Here is a 14,839-nt window from a genome sequence, read left to right as displayed (position 1 = left end):
CTGTTGGCGCTGACCGGGGCACACGCCGGTCAGCTGCGCTCAGATCGCCCGGCGGCGGTGCAGCCAGAGCAGCGGCCCGCTGCCGAGGTACGCGAGCACGATCAGCCCGAAGGTCAACCGTACGTCGATCAGCGCACCGACCACCGGCACCGCCCACACCCACGGCGGCAGCTTCAACAGCCGGGCGAGTTTCACGTACGGGAAGCTGGAGACCATCGCGAAGGCCAGCAGCGCGACGACGGCGAGCTGGGCGCCGCCGGGCATCGGCACCTCGATCAGTACGCCGATGCCGAGCACGGCGGCGGCCAGGGTGGTCGGGATGCCGGTGAAGAATCCGCCGTCCTTGGCACAGACGTTGAACCGGGCGAGGCGGATCGCGGCGCAGGAGGCGACGAGCGCGCAGGCGACAGCGGCCGCCGGGGTGGCGACCGTGCCGGCCAGCGAGGCGTAGACGACGACCGGGGCGGCCAGGCCGAACGAGCACATGTCGGCCAGCGAGTCCATCTGCGCACCGAACGGGCTGGCGACGCCGAGGCGGCGGGCCAGCGCCCCGTCGAGGCCGTCGAAGACGACACATGCGACGAGGCAGAAGGCGGCCAGCCGGATGTCGCCCTCCATCGCCAGGAAGATCGCGGCGAGGCCGAGCGTCAGGCTGGTCAGGGTGGTCGCGTTGACCAGCACGAAGCTGGCCCGGCGGGCCAGGGTCGGGTCCCCGGGCAACAGCGGTACGGAGACCGTCGTGTCGTCGACCCCGTCGACGGACCCGGTCGCGGGACGCAGCGACGCGTCCGGTGACCGCACCGGGCCGACGGCCGGGCTCACCGGGGCGATCGCGGCGATCTCCGCCGCCGTCAACGGGTCGACGTCGAGCCAGCCGCCCGACTCCACCACCGGTCTGGTCGACCGGTGGTCCCGGCCGCGCCGGCCGACCCGGACCAGGAGCACCTGTCGGGCGAAGGTGCCGCTGCGACGCAGCGGTCCGGCCCATCGACGTCCTGCCGGTCGAGGACTGTCGGTCGTACGCCGCCGCCGCCACGGGGCTCTCGCCACGGATCCCTCCATCATCGGTCGGTCGTGCGTCGCGGTCGCGACGGACGCCCGATTATGCGGCCTACACCATTGCACAGCCGACGCGGGTTGGCGAGAGATCAGTCTGGATCATACCGATTCGCCCCGGGTAAACCGGACACCTGTTCGCGTTTTCGCTAGCTGGCGCAAGCACCCTCGGCCCCGCCGGGGATCACCGTCCGTCGTCGGCCGCCAGACCCCGCACCGCCTCGCCGGCGAGCACGGTCAGCGGCAGGGTCGTCGCCTCGACCGGGGTGAACCAGCCGGCCGCGCCGGTCGAACCGCCGGCGGCCTCGGTGACCCGCGCGGCGCTCGGCCGGTCCACCCGTACCCGGTAGAGCACCTGCACCACGTGCCAGTCCACCGGATGGCCCTCCGGCCCGAGCGCGGCCGGATCATGATGGTGCCGGACGGCGAGCAACGCGCCGACCCGCCCGTCCTGCCCGGTCTCCTCGACGATCTCCCGGACCAGCCCGTCGGCCGGCTGCTCGCCGAAGTCGGTGCCGCCGCCGGGCAGGTGCCACCGGCCGGCACCGGGGTAGCCGGGGGCGGTCCGGGTCAGCAGGAGTCGGCCGGCCGGGTCGGTCACCACGCCGTACGCACCGAACCGCTGATGCCTACGGCGCCGGACGTCCGGGTCACCGGCTGCCGGCCGCATGGCCGCCGCCAGCGCCGGCAGGTCCCGCTGCGGCAGGTCGAGCAGCCGGGCGCACCAGGGCAGCACCGGGACCTTCCGGAGCTGCTCGTCGGGCAGGCAGGCGACCTGGTCGGTGCCACCGGCCGACTCCGCCCGCAGCGGCGCGTCGTCGACCGCGATCCGGTAGACGATCCGGTCGGTGTGCCGCAGCCGGCCGGAGCCCGGGTCCGGCCCGACGTCCGCGCTGACGGCGACCAGGTCGACGATCCGGGCGGTCAGCCCGGTCTCCTCGGCGAACTCGCGGACGACGGCGGCGGCCGGGTCCTCACCCTGCCGTACGCCGCCGCCGGGGATCTGCCACCAGCCGGGCACTGCGGTCCGCGCAGAGGCGCGGACCATCAGCAGCCGCCCGGCGGCGTCGTGGCACACGCCGTACGCCCCGATCCGCCGCTCCCGACCGGTCGTCCCGTCAGACAAGTCGGGCCGCGCCGACCGCCTCGGCGGTCACCTCGGTGAGCTCCGCCGACGGCATGGCGGCCAGGTCGGTGGGGGTGAACCAGCGGGCCTCCGACGTCGACCCGCCGATGTCGGTGACGATCGGCAGGGTCGGCCGGTCGACCGCGACCTCGTAGAAGGCCCGTACGCCGTGCCAGTCGATCGGGTAGCCCTCCGGGCCGAGCGAGGCCGCGTCGCGGTGACTGGCCACGCCGAGCAACCGGATCAGCCGGCCCCGTTGGCCGGTCTCCTCGACGAGCTCCCGGATCAGCGCGGTGCCGGGCTGCTCGCCGTAGTCGGTGCCGCCGCCGGGCAGGTGCCAGCGACCGGCACCGGGGTAGCCGGGGGCGATCCGGGTCAGCAGGACCCGCCGGGCCGGGTCGGTGGCGACCGCGTACGCGGCGAACCGTTGCGCCCGGTGCAGCCCGTCCGGGCCCGGTACGGCGTAGAACGACGGGAAGTCCGGTGCGGTGTCCGGCCGCAGGTCGATGCTCTCCGGCGGCAGGCCGAGGGCGCTGGCGGTGAACGGCCGCAGCGGCAGCTGCTTGGCGTCGTCCAGGCTGCACCAGCGGGCCAGGTCGGTGGGTTGGTTGATCCGGTGACAGAGCTGTCCACCCCGTACGGCGGCCTCGTAGATCAGCCGGTCGGTGTGCAGCGTGATGCCGCGCCGGGGCAGCGAGCGCATGTCGGCGAGCACGTCACGCAGTCCGGTGACCGCGACCGAAATGCCGGTTTCGGCGGCGGTTTCCCGAACGACGGTGTTGTAGGGGTCCTCCCCGTGGTCCACGGCCCCACCGGGCAGCGACCACACCCCGGGGGTACCGGAGCGCGGAGAGGCTCGGACCAGCAGAAACCGGTCCTCCGAGTCGACACAGACAGCGTATGCCGCGATCCGGCGCAGCGGCTCCAGGGCGGGGGTCACGAGTCCGAATTCTGCCCGTCGGTGGACGCTCGCCGGGAAAAACTGTCAGATTGGCGACAGTATTCTAGGTAACTACTTGACTACCTAGAGCCGCAATCCGGGGCAGATCAGGGTAATGATCCGGGCGGTCACCGAGGTCGCCAGGGGCCGGCGCGCGGACCGTGGAAGCATGACGACACACGACACCGGCGCAGCTCAGGCCCCGTACAAGCAGCTTCGGCGACCTACCACGGACCGCATGATCGCCGGGGTGGCCAGCGGCCTCGGCCGCTACTTCGGCACCGACCCGACCCTGGTCCGGGTGATCTTCGCGGTGGCCACCGTGCTGACCGGCGGCCTGGCCGCGCTCACCTACCCGGTGATCTGGTTCCTGATGCCGCAGGAGCCGCCGAACGCACCCGCCTGGCCCGACAGCACCGCGACCCGGCCCGGCCCCACGCCGGCCCAACCGCACCCGGCCGCTCCCACCAACTGACCGGTCAGCTCACTCCCACTCGATGGTGCCCGGCGGCTTGCTGGTCACGTCCAGCACCACCCGGTTCACCTCGGCCACCTCGTTGGTGATCCGGGTGGAGATCCGGCCGATCACCTCGTACGGCAGCCGGGACCAGTCAGCGGTCATCGCGTCCTCGCTGGACACCGGACGCAGCACCACCGGGTGGCCGTAGGTACGCCCGTCGCCCTGCACCCCGACGCTGCGGACGTCGGCGAGCAGCACCACCGGGAACTGCCAGACGTCGCGGTCCAGCCCGGCGGCGGTCAGCTCCTCGCGGGCAATCAGATCGGCGGCGCGCAGCAGGTCCAGGCGCTGCCGGTCGACCGCCCCGATGATCCGGATCGCCAGACCCGGGCCGGGGAACGGGTGCCGCCAGACCATCGCCTCCGGCAGCCCGAGCTGCAGGCCGAGCGCCCGTACCTCGTCCTTGAACAGCGTGCGCAGCGGCTCGACCAGGGCGAACTGCAGGTCGTCCGGGAGGCCGCCGACGTTGTGGTGCGACTTGATGTTGGCGGTGCCGGTGCCGCCACCGGACTCCACCACGTCCGGGTAGAGGGTGCCCTGCACCAGGAACTCCACGTCCCCGGCGGCGGCCACCTCACGGGCCGCCGCCTCGAAGACCCGGATGAACTCCCGGCCGATGATCTTGCGCTTCTGCTCCGGGTCGGTCACCCCGGCCAACGCGCCAAGGAACCGGTCGGCGGCGTCGACCACCTTCAGCTTGATCCCGGTCGCCGCGACGTAGTCCGACTCGACCTGCTCGGCCTCACCGGCCCGCAGCAGCCCGTGATCGACGAAGACGCAGGTCAGCTGGTCACCGACGGCCCGGTGCACCAGGGCGGCGGCGACCGCCGAGTCGACCCCGCCGGAGAGCCCGCAGATGACCTCCTTGTCGCCGACCTGCTCGCGGATCCGGGCCACCTGCTCGTCGATGATGTTCTGCGGCGTCCAGGTCGGCTCGATACCGGCGATGTCGTACAGGAACCGGGTCAGCATCAACTGGCCGTGCGCGGTGTGCGCCACCTCCGGGTGGAACTGCACCCCGGCCCGCCGACCGGCGAGATCCTCGAACGCGGCGACCGGCGCGCCGGCCGACCCGGCCGTCACCACGAAACCCTCCGGCGCGGCGGTCACGCAGTCACCGTGACTCATCCACACCGGGATCTCGGTCGGCAACTCCCGCAGCAGCACCCCGGCGTCGGGGCGGGCGGCCAGCGGGGTGCCGCCGTACTCGCGGTTGCCGGTGTGCGCGACCGTGCCACCGAGCGCCAGCGCCATCGCCTGGAAGCCGTAGCAGATGCCGAAGACCGGCACCCCGCCGTCGAACAGCTTCGGATCGACCTGCGGGGCACCGTCGGCGTAGACGCTGGCCGGACCGCCGGACAGGATGATCGCGGCCGGCTCCTTGGCCAGCATCTCGGCCACCGGCATGTCGTGCGGGACGATCTCCGAGTAGACCTTGGCCTCCCGCACCCGGCGGGCGATCAGCTGGGCGTACTGGGCTCCGAAGTCGACCACCAGGACCGGGCGCGGCGTGCTCATGCCCCGGAGCCTACCGACCGCCGCCGGGCCGTCCCGACGATGGTTCAGGTCAGGATGTCAACTGGCCGGCGGGCGGTGGTCCGGCTCACCCTTGACCGGCCAGTGGGCCATCGCCCGCTCGGCGAGCGCGACGATGGTCAGCGACGGATTCACCCCCAGGTTCGCCGGGACCGCCGCGCCGTCGACCACGTGCAGGCCCGGACAACCAAAGACCCGGTGGTACGGGTCGACGACGCCGTCCGCGCTGGTGGCCCCGATCGCCGCCCCGCCCAGGATGTGCGCGGTCATCGGCACGTCGAACGGCTCGGTCACCGCCCCGCCCGGGATGCCGACGATCTCGTCGGCGAGCAGCCGGACCGCCCGGTGACCGGCCGGGATCCAGCTCGGGTTCGGCACACCGTGCCCGTGCCCGGCGACCAGCCGCCCACGCCGGTGGTACGTGGTCAGCGAGTTGTCGACCGACTGCATCACCAGCGCCACGATGGTGCGCCGTGACCAGTCCCGTACCGACAGCAGCCGCACCGTGTCGCCGGGCCGGCCGGCCAGCGCGGCCAGCCAACGGCGGACCCGGTGCGACCCGCCGGCCACCAGCGCCGACTGCAGCAGACCCATCAGATTGGATCCGTGGCCGTAGCGCACCGGCTCGACGTGGGTGCCCGGCTCAGGGTGGAACGAGCTGGTGATCGCCGCCCCGTCGGTGAAGTCGAGGTTGCGGCGGCGGGCCGCCCGGCGGGGCACCGACGCGCCGAGGATCGCCTCCGAGTTGGTCCGGGTCAGCGCCCCGATCCGGGCGGAGATCGCCGGTAGCGCGCCGGTGGCGCGGGCGGCGTGCAGCAGCCGTTGGGTGCCGAGCGCCCCGGCGGCCAGCACCACCTGGTCGGCGGTGATCGTCTCCCGGCCGCCGACCCAGGCGCCCGTACGCCGTACGTCGACCAGGTAGCCGGCACCGCCCGGACCCGGCCGCAGCCCGACGACCGTGGTCAGCGGCCGGATCCGCGCTCCGGCCCGTTCGGCGAACCACAGGTAGTTCTTCGGCAGCGAGTTCTTCGCACCGACCCGGCAGCCGGTCATGCAGGACCCGCAGTGCGTACAGCCGGTCCGCTCCGGCCCGGCCCCGCCGAAGTACGGGTCGGCGACCTTCTCACCGGGGCGGCCCAGGTAGACGGCCACGGGGGTGGACCGGAACGTGTCGCCGACGCCCATCCGGTCGGCGACCGCCCGCATCGCCTCGTCGGCGGCGGTGGTCCGCGGGTAGTCGACGACGCCGAGCATCTGTCTGGCGCGGGCGTAGTGCGGGGCGAGTTCGGCCCGCCAGTCGGTGATGCCGGACCACTGCGGGTCGGCGTAGAAGTCGGCCGGCGGCTCGTACAGCGTGTTGGCGTAGACCAGCGACCCGCCGCCGACGCCGGCCCCGGACAGCACCAGTACGCCGGCCCGTCCGCCGTTCTCCCCCGTGCGTGCGCGGCCTGCGCGCTGTCGGCCCGCCGAGCGCAGCAGGGTGATCCGCTGGATGCCGTAGCAGCCGAACGCCGGTGCCCACAGGAACCGGCGGACCCGCCAGGAGGTACGCGGCAACTCGTGGTCGGCGAAGCGACGGCCGGCTTCCAGCACCAGGACCGAGTAGCCCTTCTCGGCGAGCCGCAGCGCGGCGACGCTGCCGCCGAACCCAGACCCGATCACAACGACGTCGTACCGCACCTCGCCATCATTACCGGTGGGTAACCAACATGTCACCAGCCGGGCGCACCGGATAGCCTGCCGCCATGGGCAGCGCGGAGCTGGAGGAGTTGATCGTCGCGGACGCCGAGGCGTTGCGCGCCTGGTTGTCGGTCAACCACGCCACGTCGCCCGGGGTCTGGCTCGCTCTGACCCGCAAGGGCGGCACCGTCACCACGTTGACCTGGCAGCAGGCGGTCGACGAGGCGCTGTGCTTCGGCTGGATCGACGGGCAGGCCCGCAAGCGCGACGAGCAGACCTCCTGGATCCGGTACACCCCGCGACGCGCACGCAGTTCCTGGTCACAGCGCAACGTGGCCCACGTGGCCCGGCTGGAGGCGCAGGGGCTGATGATGCCGTCCGGCCGCGCCGCCGTGGAGGCGGCGAAGGCAGACGGACGGTGGGCCGCTGCCTACGCGCCGCCCTCGGAAGCCCAGGCGCCGGCCGATCTGCTCGCCGCGATCGCCGCCGAGCCCGACGCCCAAGCCATGTTCGACGTCCTCACCAGCACCAATCGCTTCGCCCTCATCCACCGGCTGAACAGCGTCAAGCGGGCGGAAACCCGGGTCCGGAAAATCGGCGAGTTCGTCGCCATGCTGGCCCGACACGAGACGATCTACCCGCAGAAAGCGAAACCGCCCACGCCGTAGGGCGCTGTCACCACCGCTCGACAAGGTGTTCGCGGCCCTGCGGCGGATCGTACGGCTCGGGCCAGTAGTCGACGATCTTGGTGATCAGTCCGTGCTCGGACGTCTCCAGCCAGACGCACGCGTCCTGCTGGTCAGAGCCGACCCGTACGTCGAGCCACAGCGCGGCGAACCGACCCTCGGCGATCACTCGTCGTGCCCGCAGATGCCAGTCACCGGGATACTCGACGTTGAACCGCAAGAATGCATCCTTGCCGCGAATCCGTTCCCGGGTCTGTGGCATTTCATAGACCACGTCGTCGGCGAACAGGGCCGCGAACCCCGGCCAGTCACGGCGCTCCAGGAGATCCACGTAGGCGTTGGCGGCATGTCGCGCTGCCACATTGTCGTCCATGGCGCAGACCGTAACGCGGACCAGCGACATCGACGGCGCGGTGTCAGCGAGCGGGCTGTCCGAAGCGGTCAGCCAGCTTGGTCAGCTTGGCGACGTACGCCGGCCAGTCGTAGTCGTCGGGGACGTTGGTGTTGTCCCGGCGCAGGCCGATCGCCCGGTCGTGCTGCTCACGCAGGATGTCCGCGTGACCGGCGTGCCGGGCCAGGTCGCAGGTCACGTGGATGATGATCCGTTGCAGCGTCACGGTCTGGGCGGCTGGCCGCCACCACGCCACCCGGCCCGGCGCATCGAGCGGCAGCTGCTCGATAGTCTGATCCGCGAACGCCCCGACCCGATGATAGAGGTCGATCAGCCCGGCCTTCGTCTCGTCCTCCCGCGCGTACCAGTCGGCCTGCGGGTCCTCGTCGAACGCCGCCAGGGGGACCAACTCGTCGGGCGTCGGAAACTCGCGCCCGAAGGTCGACCCGAAGTAGCCGGCTTCGACATTGAGACAGTGCTTGAGGATGCCCAACAAGTTGGCGCCGGTCGCAGTGCGGGGCAGCCTGACTTCGCGTTCACTCAGCCCGTCGAGCTTCCAGATCAGAGCTTCGCGAATGCCCCGGAGATAGAGGTGCAGCGCAGCTTTTGCATCGTCCAGGTCAGCCATGCCCGCCAGTCTTCCCCATCCGGCGCATCCGCTAACGGCCGTCCAGCGCCCGGGCGACCGCCGACACGATCTGATCATCGTCCGCGCCGAGCAGACGTGCCTCACGGACGTACGTGGCGGCGCGATCGTGCAACGCCTCGGTCGGGTCGGACCCGGCGGGCGGTGCGGCCGCGACGCGGGTGCCGCCGCCCCGCCGGGAGACGACCACCCCGGCCGATTCGAGCTCCCGGTAGGTCCGGGCGACCGTGCCGGCGGCCAGCCCCAGGTCGGCGGCGAGCTGCCGGACGGGCGGAAGGCGATCACCGGGGGCGAGTACGCCGTACCGGATCAGCTCGACGAGTTGGCGACGCAGCTGTTCGTAGGGCGGAGTGGGGTCGTCGGTGACCACCGTCAACGCCGGACGGTCGGTCATCGCGTCCGCACCAACGGTTCGGCTCGGTCCGTCGGAAGGAAGATCGCGGCGGCGGACCAACCCACCATGGCGAGCGCCGTAGAAGCCAGAGCAAGCAGGAACCAGCCGGTGATCGTCCACCACATTGGTGCACAGGATATGCCGAGCAGGCCGTTGGCCGCCGTCAGGCTGACGCCGGCGAGCGGGATGGCGACGAGGACGCCGACCGCCCCGGTGACGACGTAGGCCGCGCGCCTGCGTTGCGCGTCGTCGACCGCCACCTCGTCGGCGCCGCCGTATCGCGGTCGTCGGACGATGGTACGTACGGCGAGGTACGCCATCAGCAGGCCGATCAGCACGACGAGCATCAGCCCGCCGGTGTAGTACGAGCCCGGCCACGGGCCACGGCTTTCGCTCATCTCGAGGGTGCACTGCCGGGTCAGCCAGCGTCCGGAACGTCCCATGTCGTCGGGGCCGCCGGCCGCCGTCGTGCCGGCGACCAGGATCAGGAGCACACTGCCGGCCACGGCGACCACTCGGCTGAGATGGCGTGGCAGGTAGTCACGGATGCGGCGGACTTCGAGGGCGGCGGTCCGCGTCGGGCCGTGCGGTGGTCGGACCGTCAGCTCCCCGGCGAGTACGCCGATGAGCGCGCACAGCCCGAACAGCGGTGCCGCCAGTAGCAGCCCGACGCCGAGGTCACCCGATCCGGCGGCGATGATGCCGACGAGCACGCCGATGGTCACGCCGATCCAGCGCAGCATGGCGGTACGTCGGGCGACCGCCCTCGGGATCTCGGCGACCGCTTCAGCCGGCCGGCGAGCCCGCCCCATCACGAGGGCCGCCGCGACTACCGCCAAAGCGCACGCCACCAGGCCGAACAACAGCACCAGGCCGGTCACTGCGCCCATGAGCACTCCCTCGATTGTACCAAGCGTACGGTACAAGAATGGTGGGCTACGCCGGGAACTTGTGTCAACCGCTTGATACATCCGACCAGTGCCACGGCCGGTGTCGCCGCCACCGCCACCGCCCACAAACGTCCTGGACCCGGTGGCAGATCGGCGTCGGCGGCAGCCGACGCCGGCCCCGGTGGGCACCATGAACCGCGACATCGTTGGCCCGTTCGCTCTGGTTGCCGTGACCGGCACCTTCGCCAGGATCGGGTTCGGGGTGCTGTGGGATCTGCTCCCGTAGGGGCTAGCCGCAGGCGGTCAGCGGCGGCGGCCGGCGGCCAGGGCGATGAGGTACTGTCCACCGCCCGCGTCGACGCTCGCGGTCACCGGCAGTCCGGGCACCAGCCGGGAGAACCGGTCGACCAGCCAGTCCGCCGCCTCCTGGGCGTCCTTCCTGCTCGGGCAGCGGGCGACCAGCTCCCGGCCACCTTTGCGTTCGAGCCGCTCGGCGACGGCGATCAGGGGTGCGGGCTCCACCACGCGCAGCCGGTCCGGCCAGGCGATGACCACCTTGACCGCGCCTTTGCGGGTGTTGCAGGCCCGGTGCGCGAGTCGCTCGACGACCTTGGCCTTCTTGTCGGCGGTACGGCTGTCGACGCTGGGACCACGCGGGTCGTTCACCGACTTGTCGGCGTCGACCGGCTCATCACACACCCAGCATCGCCAACCGTCCCGGACCGCGACCTCATCGAGGAGACTCATCCCAGCAAACTAGCCTGTCCGCTCTCGGATCACCGACAGCCCGGACCGACCGGGGCCGACGTAGCGATGGTGGTCCGGGGCCGCCTGGCGCCGCGCGGGTGAGCGCGATGGTCACCCGACGCACGGAATCGGATGGACGCCCTGGACGCTGGTGTCGAGAATGCCTCGGCTCACCGATCAGCCCACGCATCGGTGACGGCGTCGTCGAGGAGATCTCGATCGTCTGCCCATCCGGGGTCGGTGGGTTGGTCGAACAGACCGGCGAGGTCGTCCCACTCGCGCCAGGTTCGAGGAGTGACCGGGCCGAGTACGGCCGCCGGTCGGCCCGCCACGGTAATCGTCACGCGTTCGCCCCCCCCCGCGCCCGGCGTACCAGGTCGCTGGCGTTCTGCCGCATCTCCCGCAGCCCCACCTCACGCATGTTCCCACCGTCGCACATGTGCTACCCGGCGCGAAGGTCACTCTCGGCGGCGTCGTACGACGAACGGGCCGACTGCGCCGAGCGGTACGCCCGTGCAGCCGTCGACGACGTCGCGGCCAGCTGCGGACGGGACGGCAACCAGACGGTCTGCACGCCGAGGCGCTCGTTCATCGAAGCGAGCTGGTACTCGTAGCCGAGGTCGGCCACCGTACGCAGGCCGCGAACGATGACCGTGGCACCGCGGCGCAGGCAATAGTCAGTGGTCAGGCCGGTCCAGGTGTCCACCTCGACGTTGCCCCAGGCTGCCGGCAGAGCGTCGCGCGCCCGGACGGCCCTGGCGGTGGCCTCAGAGGTCGGGTGCTTGCCGGCGTTCACCGCCAGCAGCACGACGATCCGGTCGAACATCACCCGGGCACGGGCCACCAGGTCACGGTGCCCCGAGGTGAACGGATCGAACGTACCGGGATAGACCGCCAGCGAACCGCGTACCGGGTCCGCCGCGCGATCCGACGCGGCCGTCACCGCGACCCCCAGCACATGGCACGATCATTCCAGCCGCACGTGCCCTGACAAGCCGGCGCCCGCCCCGATCGCGGCGGGCGCCGGGTACGGCCGCTCGGCGGGCAGCAGGCCGGGTGGGCCGCTCCGGTCATCGGCGGCGAGCCGATCCCGGATCGCGTGCGCATGGTCGGTCACGTCGCTGATGCCGACGATCCACTGCGGAGGATCCTGACCGCCAGCACCCGCTCCTGACCGAGCTTGGACGCAGCCACCGCCGGGGCGGCGATCTCCGGCGCGTACGCCTGGTAGACCGTCACGGTCTGCTCGTCGAAGGCGGCCCGGATCCGACGGTACGGAACACGCACACACCGATCGTGCCGGACGTGCCGGGCCGACCTCCACCGCCTCACGCTGCCGGATCAGGTCAGACCGTCGACCCGATCATTCGATCGCGCTACACCACCAGCATGAGTACGCTCAGTAACGAGATTCGGCAGCCTCACGACGAGGAGGCAGCATGTCCATGTCCCGCGAACAGTGGCTGGCGAGCCAGGCTGCCAGCCGACAGACCCGGTCACGACCGGCAGTTCACCGCTGCGGGCTGGTGGCCCGGCCGGACGGGCAGTTCGACGTACGGATCGAAGGGACCGACCTGCGCACCGGCGCCGTCCCGCCGCTGATCCACATCGGTGGCCGACCGGCGCGGCGGATCGAGAGCCACGGTGGCACCGTCCTGCGTGCCGTGGTCGATCGCGGCGAACCCGGCGACGAGGTGACCATCGACCTCGGGCCGGCGGGCACGGTGCGAGCGACGGTCGGGCGGGTGTCATGAGTGTCCACCCACCACGCGTCCTCGCTCCGGTCGCTACCGGCGACGGCGTCGTCTGGGTCAGCGGGACCACTCCCGGCGCGACCGTCGCGATCCGGCAGGGCAGTGTCGAACGGGGACGCCGACAGGCCACCGGCCCGGTGACCCCGGTCGGTGTCACCGCAATCACCGGCGACCCGGTCCAGGCAGTCGCGCGCCTCGACGCGCAGAGCGCCACCAGCACCGCCGTCACCCCGGTGCGGGATCCCGGGGAGGCCGGCGAGTTCGCGGGTGCGGCGGTCCGCGACGTCGACTACGGCAGCTTCACGGTACCGACGCACGACACTCCGCAGGGCGCCGACGGCGGGTTCGCGGCACCGCTGCGCGGCCGGGTGTGGCTGCCTGCCGACAGTGCCGGTCAGGTGCCGGGCGGGCTGGGCCGCCGGCCCCTGGTGGTCGTCGCGCACGGCTACTGGGCAGATCCGTTGGAGGACGCCGAAAGCCTCAAGGGGTACGCCTGGCTGGCCGGGCACCTGGCCCGTTGGGGCATGGTGGTCTGCTCGATCGACCTGTCCACGGTCAACCGCGAGACGGCGATGGCGACCCAGCAGTGGTCCCGCGGCGAAGTGATCATGGCGATGCTCGACCGGCTGACCACCGACGACGACCTGGCCGGGTACGTCGACCGGGGCCGGGTCGGGCTGGTCGGCCACTCCATGGGCGGCGAGGGTGTCGTGCTCGCCCAGGCGATCAACCGCACCCGCCAGCCCCGGTACGGCGTCCTCGGACTGGTCAGCATCGCCCCGACCAACTACCGGCCGGACGTCGCCGCCACCCACACCGCGTACCTGCAACTGCACGGCAGCCTGGACTACCTCCTGCAGGATCCGAGGTACGTCACCGGACCGGCGCCCCGCTTCGGCGGGTTCCGGCTCCACGACCGGGCCTGGCGGCCCCGCAGCCTCGCCTTCATCGACGGTGCCCGGCACGAGGGCTGGAACCCGATCTGGCTGGCCAGCCCGAACAGCCTGGAGCCGGAGCCGGATCCGGCGCTGCCGGCGCTGCCCGCCGACCGGCAGCGACGCATCGGGCAGGCGCTGGTCACGGCGTTCCTGCTCGACTTGCTGACCGGGCGGGAGGACTACCGCGGCTACCTCGCCGGCCCGGTGCTGCCCCGGGTGGTCGGTGCCACGGTGGTGCGCCGCCAGCACCAGTCGCCGTCGGTGACCGTGATCGACGACTTCGGCGACGCCGACGTCCAGCTCGAACTGCCGCCCGAGGAACCGGCCGACAAGACCGTCAACCGACGTGGTCTGGCTGCCCGCACCACCGGCGAGGGCATCGACCGGTGGGTCGACGTCGACCACCGCACGGACCTGCCGCTGAGTGTGCACGGCACGCGCGGGCTGGACGTCGCCTGGCGCAGCGACACCACCAGCTACGAGACCAACCTGGACGCGGTGAGCGTCGCGCCGTCGGACACGCTGTCGATGCGGCTGGCCCTGCACTACGCCGAAACCGGCAGCGGCCTGCCCGACGAGACACACAACCCGGTCGGTGCGGACCTCGACGTCGTCGTGGAACTCGACGACGGGACCGAGCGGGCAGCGGTCCCGCTGTCCGTGGTCGACCAGGTCGTCCGCTACCCGCTGGCCGGCCCACAGACCTACAGCGTGTTCCAGACGGTACGGCTGCCGGTCGACGCCTTCACCGCGACCAATCCGGGCCTGGACGTCACCGCGCTGAAAAGGATCCGGCTGGTCCTCTCCGATCGGCCCACCGGCCGTCTGCTGGTCGACGACATCGAGTTCGAGACCGCCGCGCTCACCGCTCCATCGGCGATCAGCATGCTGCGGGTGCACGACCTGGGCGGCGGGTACGGCCCACCCGACGACCGCATCGACACCGAGGTGATCGTGCAGCTGGCCGGCCGACCGGGTGAGTCGTTCGGTCTGCCGCTGCGCGCCGACGCGACCCTGCCGGCCAACTGGGGAATGTTCACCGGGCTGCGCGTCGCGCTGGTGACCGGCGGTCAGATCCAGCTCGCCTACCGGCGGGTCGGACCCACCGTACGGGAGATCGTCGCCGTCGTTCCCAGCTGAGCCGCGCGACGCGCGGCGACCGACCGGAGCCACCGGATGAGAGGAGAATAGCCATGGCGATACTGCGAGCCAGCGGGAAGGTCACCTTCCTGCGGGTGCACGACGTGGGCGGCGGGTACGGCCCACCGGACGACCGCATCGACGGCGAGTTGGTCGCGACGGTCAGCGGTAAACCGCAACACGCCGCCGGAACCACGTTGCGCGCCGACAGCAGCCTGCCCTCGCACGAGGGGATGCTGGCGCTGCTGCGTGACGGGCTGGTGCACCACTCGACGCTGGAGACCAGCATCGACTACGACCTCGACACGGCGGCCGGCCGACGCAACGGCCGGCTGTTGCGGGTGGAGCTGCGCCCGGCCTGAGACGGGCCGCCTCGCCGTCGGTTGCTGTGGAGC

At 72.1% G+C, this 14,839-nt stretch carries 17 protein-coding genes; 5 read left to right on the top strand and 12 right to left on the bottom strand.

Going from position 1 to position 14,839, the window contains the following annotated elements:
* Positions 1–39: 39 nt before the first annotated feature.
* The 3 genes from O7608_RS08375 to O7608_RS08365 all read right to left on the bottom strand — a co-directional run bounded on the left by O7608_RS08375 (position 40) and on the right by O7608_RS08365 (position 3,122).
* Positions 40–1,050, bottom strand: coding sequence for a CDP-alcohol phosphatidyltransferase family protein (locus O7608_RS08375; protein ID WP_421359124.1), 1,011 nt, complete (start codon positions 1,048–1,050; stop codon positions 40–42).
* Positions 1,051–1,240: 190 nt separating this feature from the next.
* Complete coding sequence (locus O7608_RS08370) at positions 1,241–2,182, bottom strand: NUDIX hydrolase (protein ID WP_289209396.1); 942 nt, start codon at positions 2,180–2,182, stop codon at positions 1,241–1,243.
* Complete coding sequence (locus tag O7608_RS08365; RefSeq protein ID WP_289209395.1) at positions 2,175–3,122, bottom strand: NUDIX hydrolase; 948 nt, start codon at positions 3,120–3,122, stop codon at positions 2,175–2,177. Before O7608_RS08365 ends, O7608_RS08370 begins: the two co-directional genes overlap by 8 nt.
* Positions 3,123–3,291: 169 nt before the next feature.
* Between O7608_RS08365 and O7608_RS08360 the strand changes: the two genes are divergently transcribed.
* Positions 3,292–3,597 carry a PspC domain-containing protein gene (locus O7608_RS08360; RefSeq protein WP_289209394.1) on the top strand — a complete coding sequence of 102 codons (306 nt, stop codon included), beginning with the start codon at positions 3,292–3,294 and terminating at the stop codon, positions 3,595–3,597.
* A gap of 9 nt (positions 3,598–3,606) precedes the next feature.
* Here O7608_RS08360 and guaA read toward each other — a convergent pair whose 3' ends face one another.
* Positions 3,607–5,160, bottom strand: a complete 1,554-nt coding sequence (gene guaA, locus O7608_RS08355; protein ID WP_289209393.1) for a glutamine-hydrolyzing GMP synthase — start codon at positions 5,158–5,160, stop codon at positions 3,607–3,609.
* Positions 5,161–5,217: 57 nt separating this feature from the next.
* A complete protein-coding gene (locus tag O7608_RS08350) occupies positions 5,218–6,858 on the bottom strand; it encodes an FAD-dependent oxidoreductase (RefSeq protein WP_353850512.1) in 1,641 nt (546 codons plus the stop codon).
* Positions 6,859–6,923: 65 nt separating this feature from the next.
* Here O7608_RS08350 and O7608_RS08345 point away from each other — a divergent pair, with 65 nt between their 5' ends.
* Positions 6,924–7,526: a YdeI/OmpD-associated family protein gene (locus O7608_RS08345; RefSeq protein ID WP_289209392.1), complete on the top strand. Its 603-nt coding sequence runs from the start codon at positions 6,924–6,926 to the stop codon at positions 7,524–7,526.
* A 7-nt stretch (positions 7,527–7,533) separates the two neighbouring features.
* On the opposite strand, the gene O7608_RS08340 is transcribed toward O7608_RS08345, so the two are convergent.
* The 7 genes from O7608_RS08340 to O7608_RS08310 all read right to left on the bottom strand — a co-directional run bounded on the left by O7608_RS08340 (position 7,534) and on the right by O7608_RS08310 (position 11,899).
* The gene (locus O7608_RS08340) at positions 7,534–7,947 is read right to left on the bottom strand and encodes a nuclear transport factor 2 family protein (protein ID WP_353850511.1); all 414 of its coding nucleotides are present in this window, start codon (positions 7,945–7,947) and stop codon (positions 7,534–7,536) included.
* Between the two features lie 13 nt (positions 7,948–7,960).
* On the bottom strand, positions 7,961–8,563 hold the full coding sequence (locus O7608_RS08335; RefSeq protein WP_289209390.1) for a DinB family protein: 603 nt from the start codon (positions 8,561–8,563) through the stop codon (positions 7,961–7,963).
* Between the two features lie 31 nt (positions 8,564–8,594).
* A complete protein-coding gene (locus tag O7608_RS08330) occupies positions 8,595–8,975 on the bottom strand; it encodes a GntR family transcriptional regulator (protein ID WP_289209389.1) in 381 nt (126 codons plus the stop codon).
* Positions 8,972–9,865: a hypothetical protein gene (locus O7608_RS08325; protein WP_289209388.1), complete on the bottom strand. Its 894-nt coding sequence runs from the start codon at positions 9,863–9,865 to the stop codon at positions 8,972–8,974. Before O7608_RS08325 ends, O7608_RS08330 begins: the two co-directional genes overlap by 4 nt.
* Positions 9,866–10,168: 303 nt before the next feature.
* Entirely contained in the window at positions 10,169–10,612 is a 444-nt protein-coding gene (locus tag O7608_RS08320; RefSeq protein ID WP_289209387.1) for a hypothetical protein, read from the bottom strand.
* A 442-nt stretch (positions 10,613–11,054) separates the two neighbouring features.
* Positions 11,055–11,555, bottom strand: a complete 501-nt coding sequence (gene coaD / locus O7608_RS08315) for a pantetheine-phosphate adenylyltransferase (protein ID WP_289209386.1) — start codon at positions 11,553–11,555, stop codon at positions 11,055–11,057.
* Between the two features lie 170 nt (positions 11,556–11,725).
* Positions 11,726–11,899, bottom strand: a complete 174-nt coding sequence (locus O7608_RS08310) for a DUF4291 family protein (protein ID WP_289209385.1) — start codon at positions 11,897–11,899, stop codon at positions 11,726–11,728.
* Between the two features lie 152 nt (positions 11,900–12,051).
* On the opposite strand from O7608_RS08310, the gene O7608_RS08305 reads away from it, so the two are divergent.
* From O7608_RS08305 to O7608_RS08295, 3 genes are read left to right on the top strand one after another with little or no spacing between them, the layout of a single operon-like run.
* Positions 12,052–12,366: a hypothetical protein gene (locus O7608_RS08305; RefSeq protein ID WP_289209384.1), complete on the top strand. Its 315-nt coding sequence runs from the start codon at positions 12,052–12,054 to the stop codon at positions 12,364–12,366.
* On the top strand, positions 12,363–14,444 hold the full coding sequence (locus tag O7608_RS08300) for a poly(ethylene terephthalate) hydrolase family protein (protein ID WP_289209383.1): 2,082 nt from the start codon (positions 12,363–12,365) through the stop codon (positions 14,442–14,444). The genes O7608_RS08305 and O7608_RS08300 overlap by 4 nt, the downstream gene beginning before the upstream one ends.
* Positions 14,445–14,497: 53 nt before the next feature.
* Positions 14,498–14,806, top strand: a complete 309-nt coding sequence (locus O7608_RS08295; protein ID WP_289209382.1) for a hypothetical protein — start codon at positions 14,498–14,500, stop codon at positions 14,804–14,806.
* The last annotated feature ends 33 nt before the right edge of the window (positions 14,807–14,839 follow it).

The organism is Solwaraspora sp. WMMA2056, from assembly GCF_030345095.1.
Taxonomy (GTDB): Bacteria; Actinomycetota; Actinomycetes; order Mycobacteriales; family Micromonosporaceae; genus Micromonospora_E.
The sequence above is the reverse complement of the archived record's forward strand: the minus strand, read 5'-3'. Positions and strand labels throughout refer to the sequence as shown.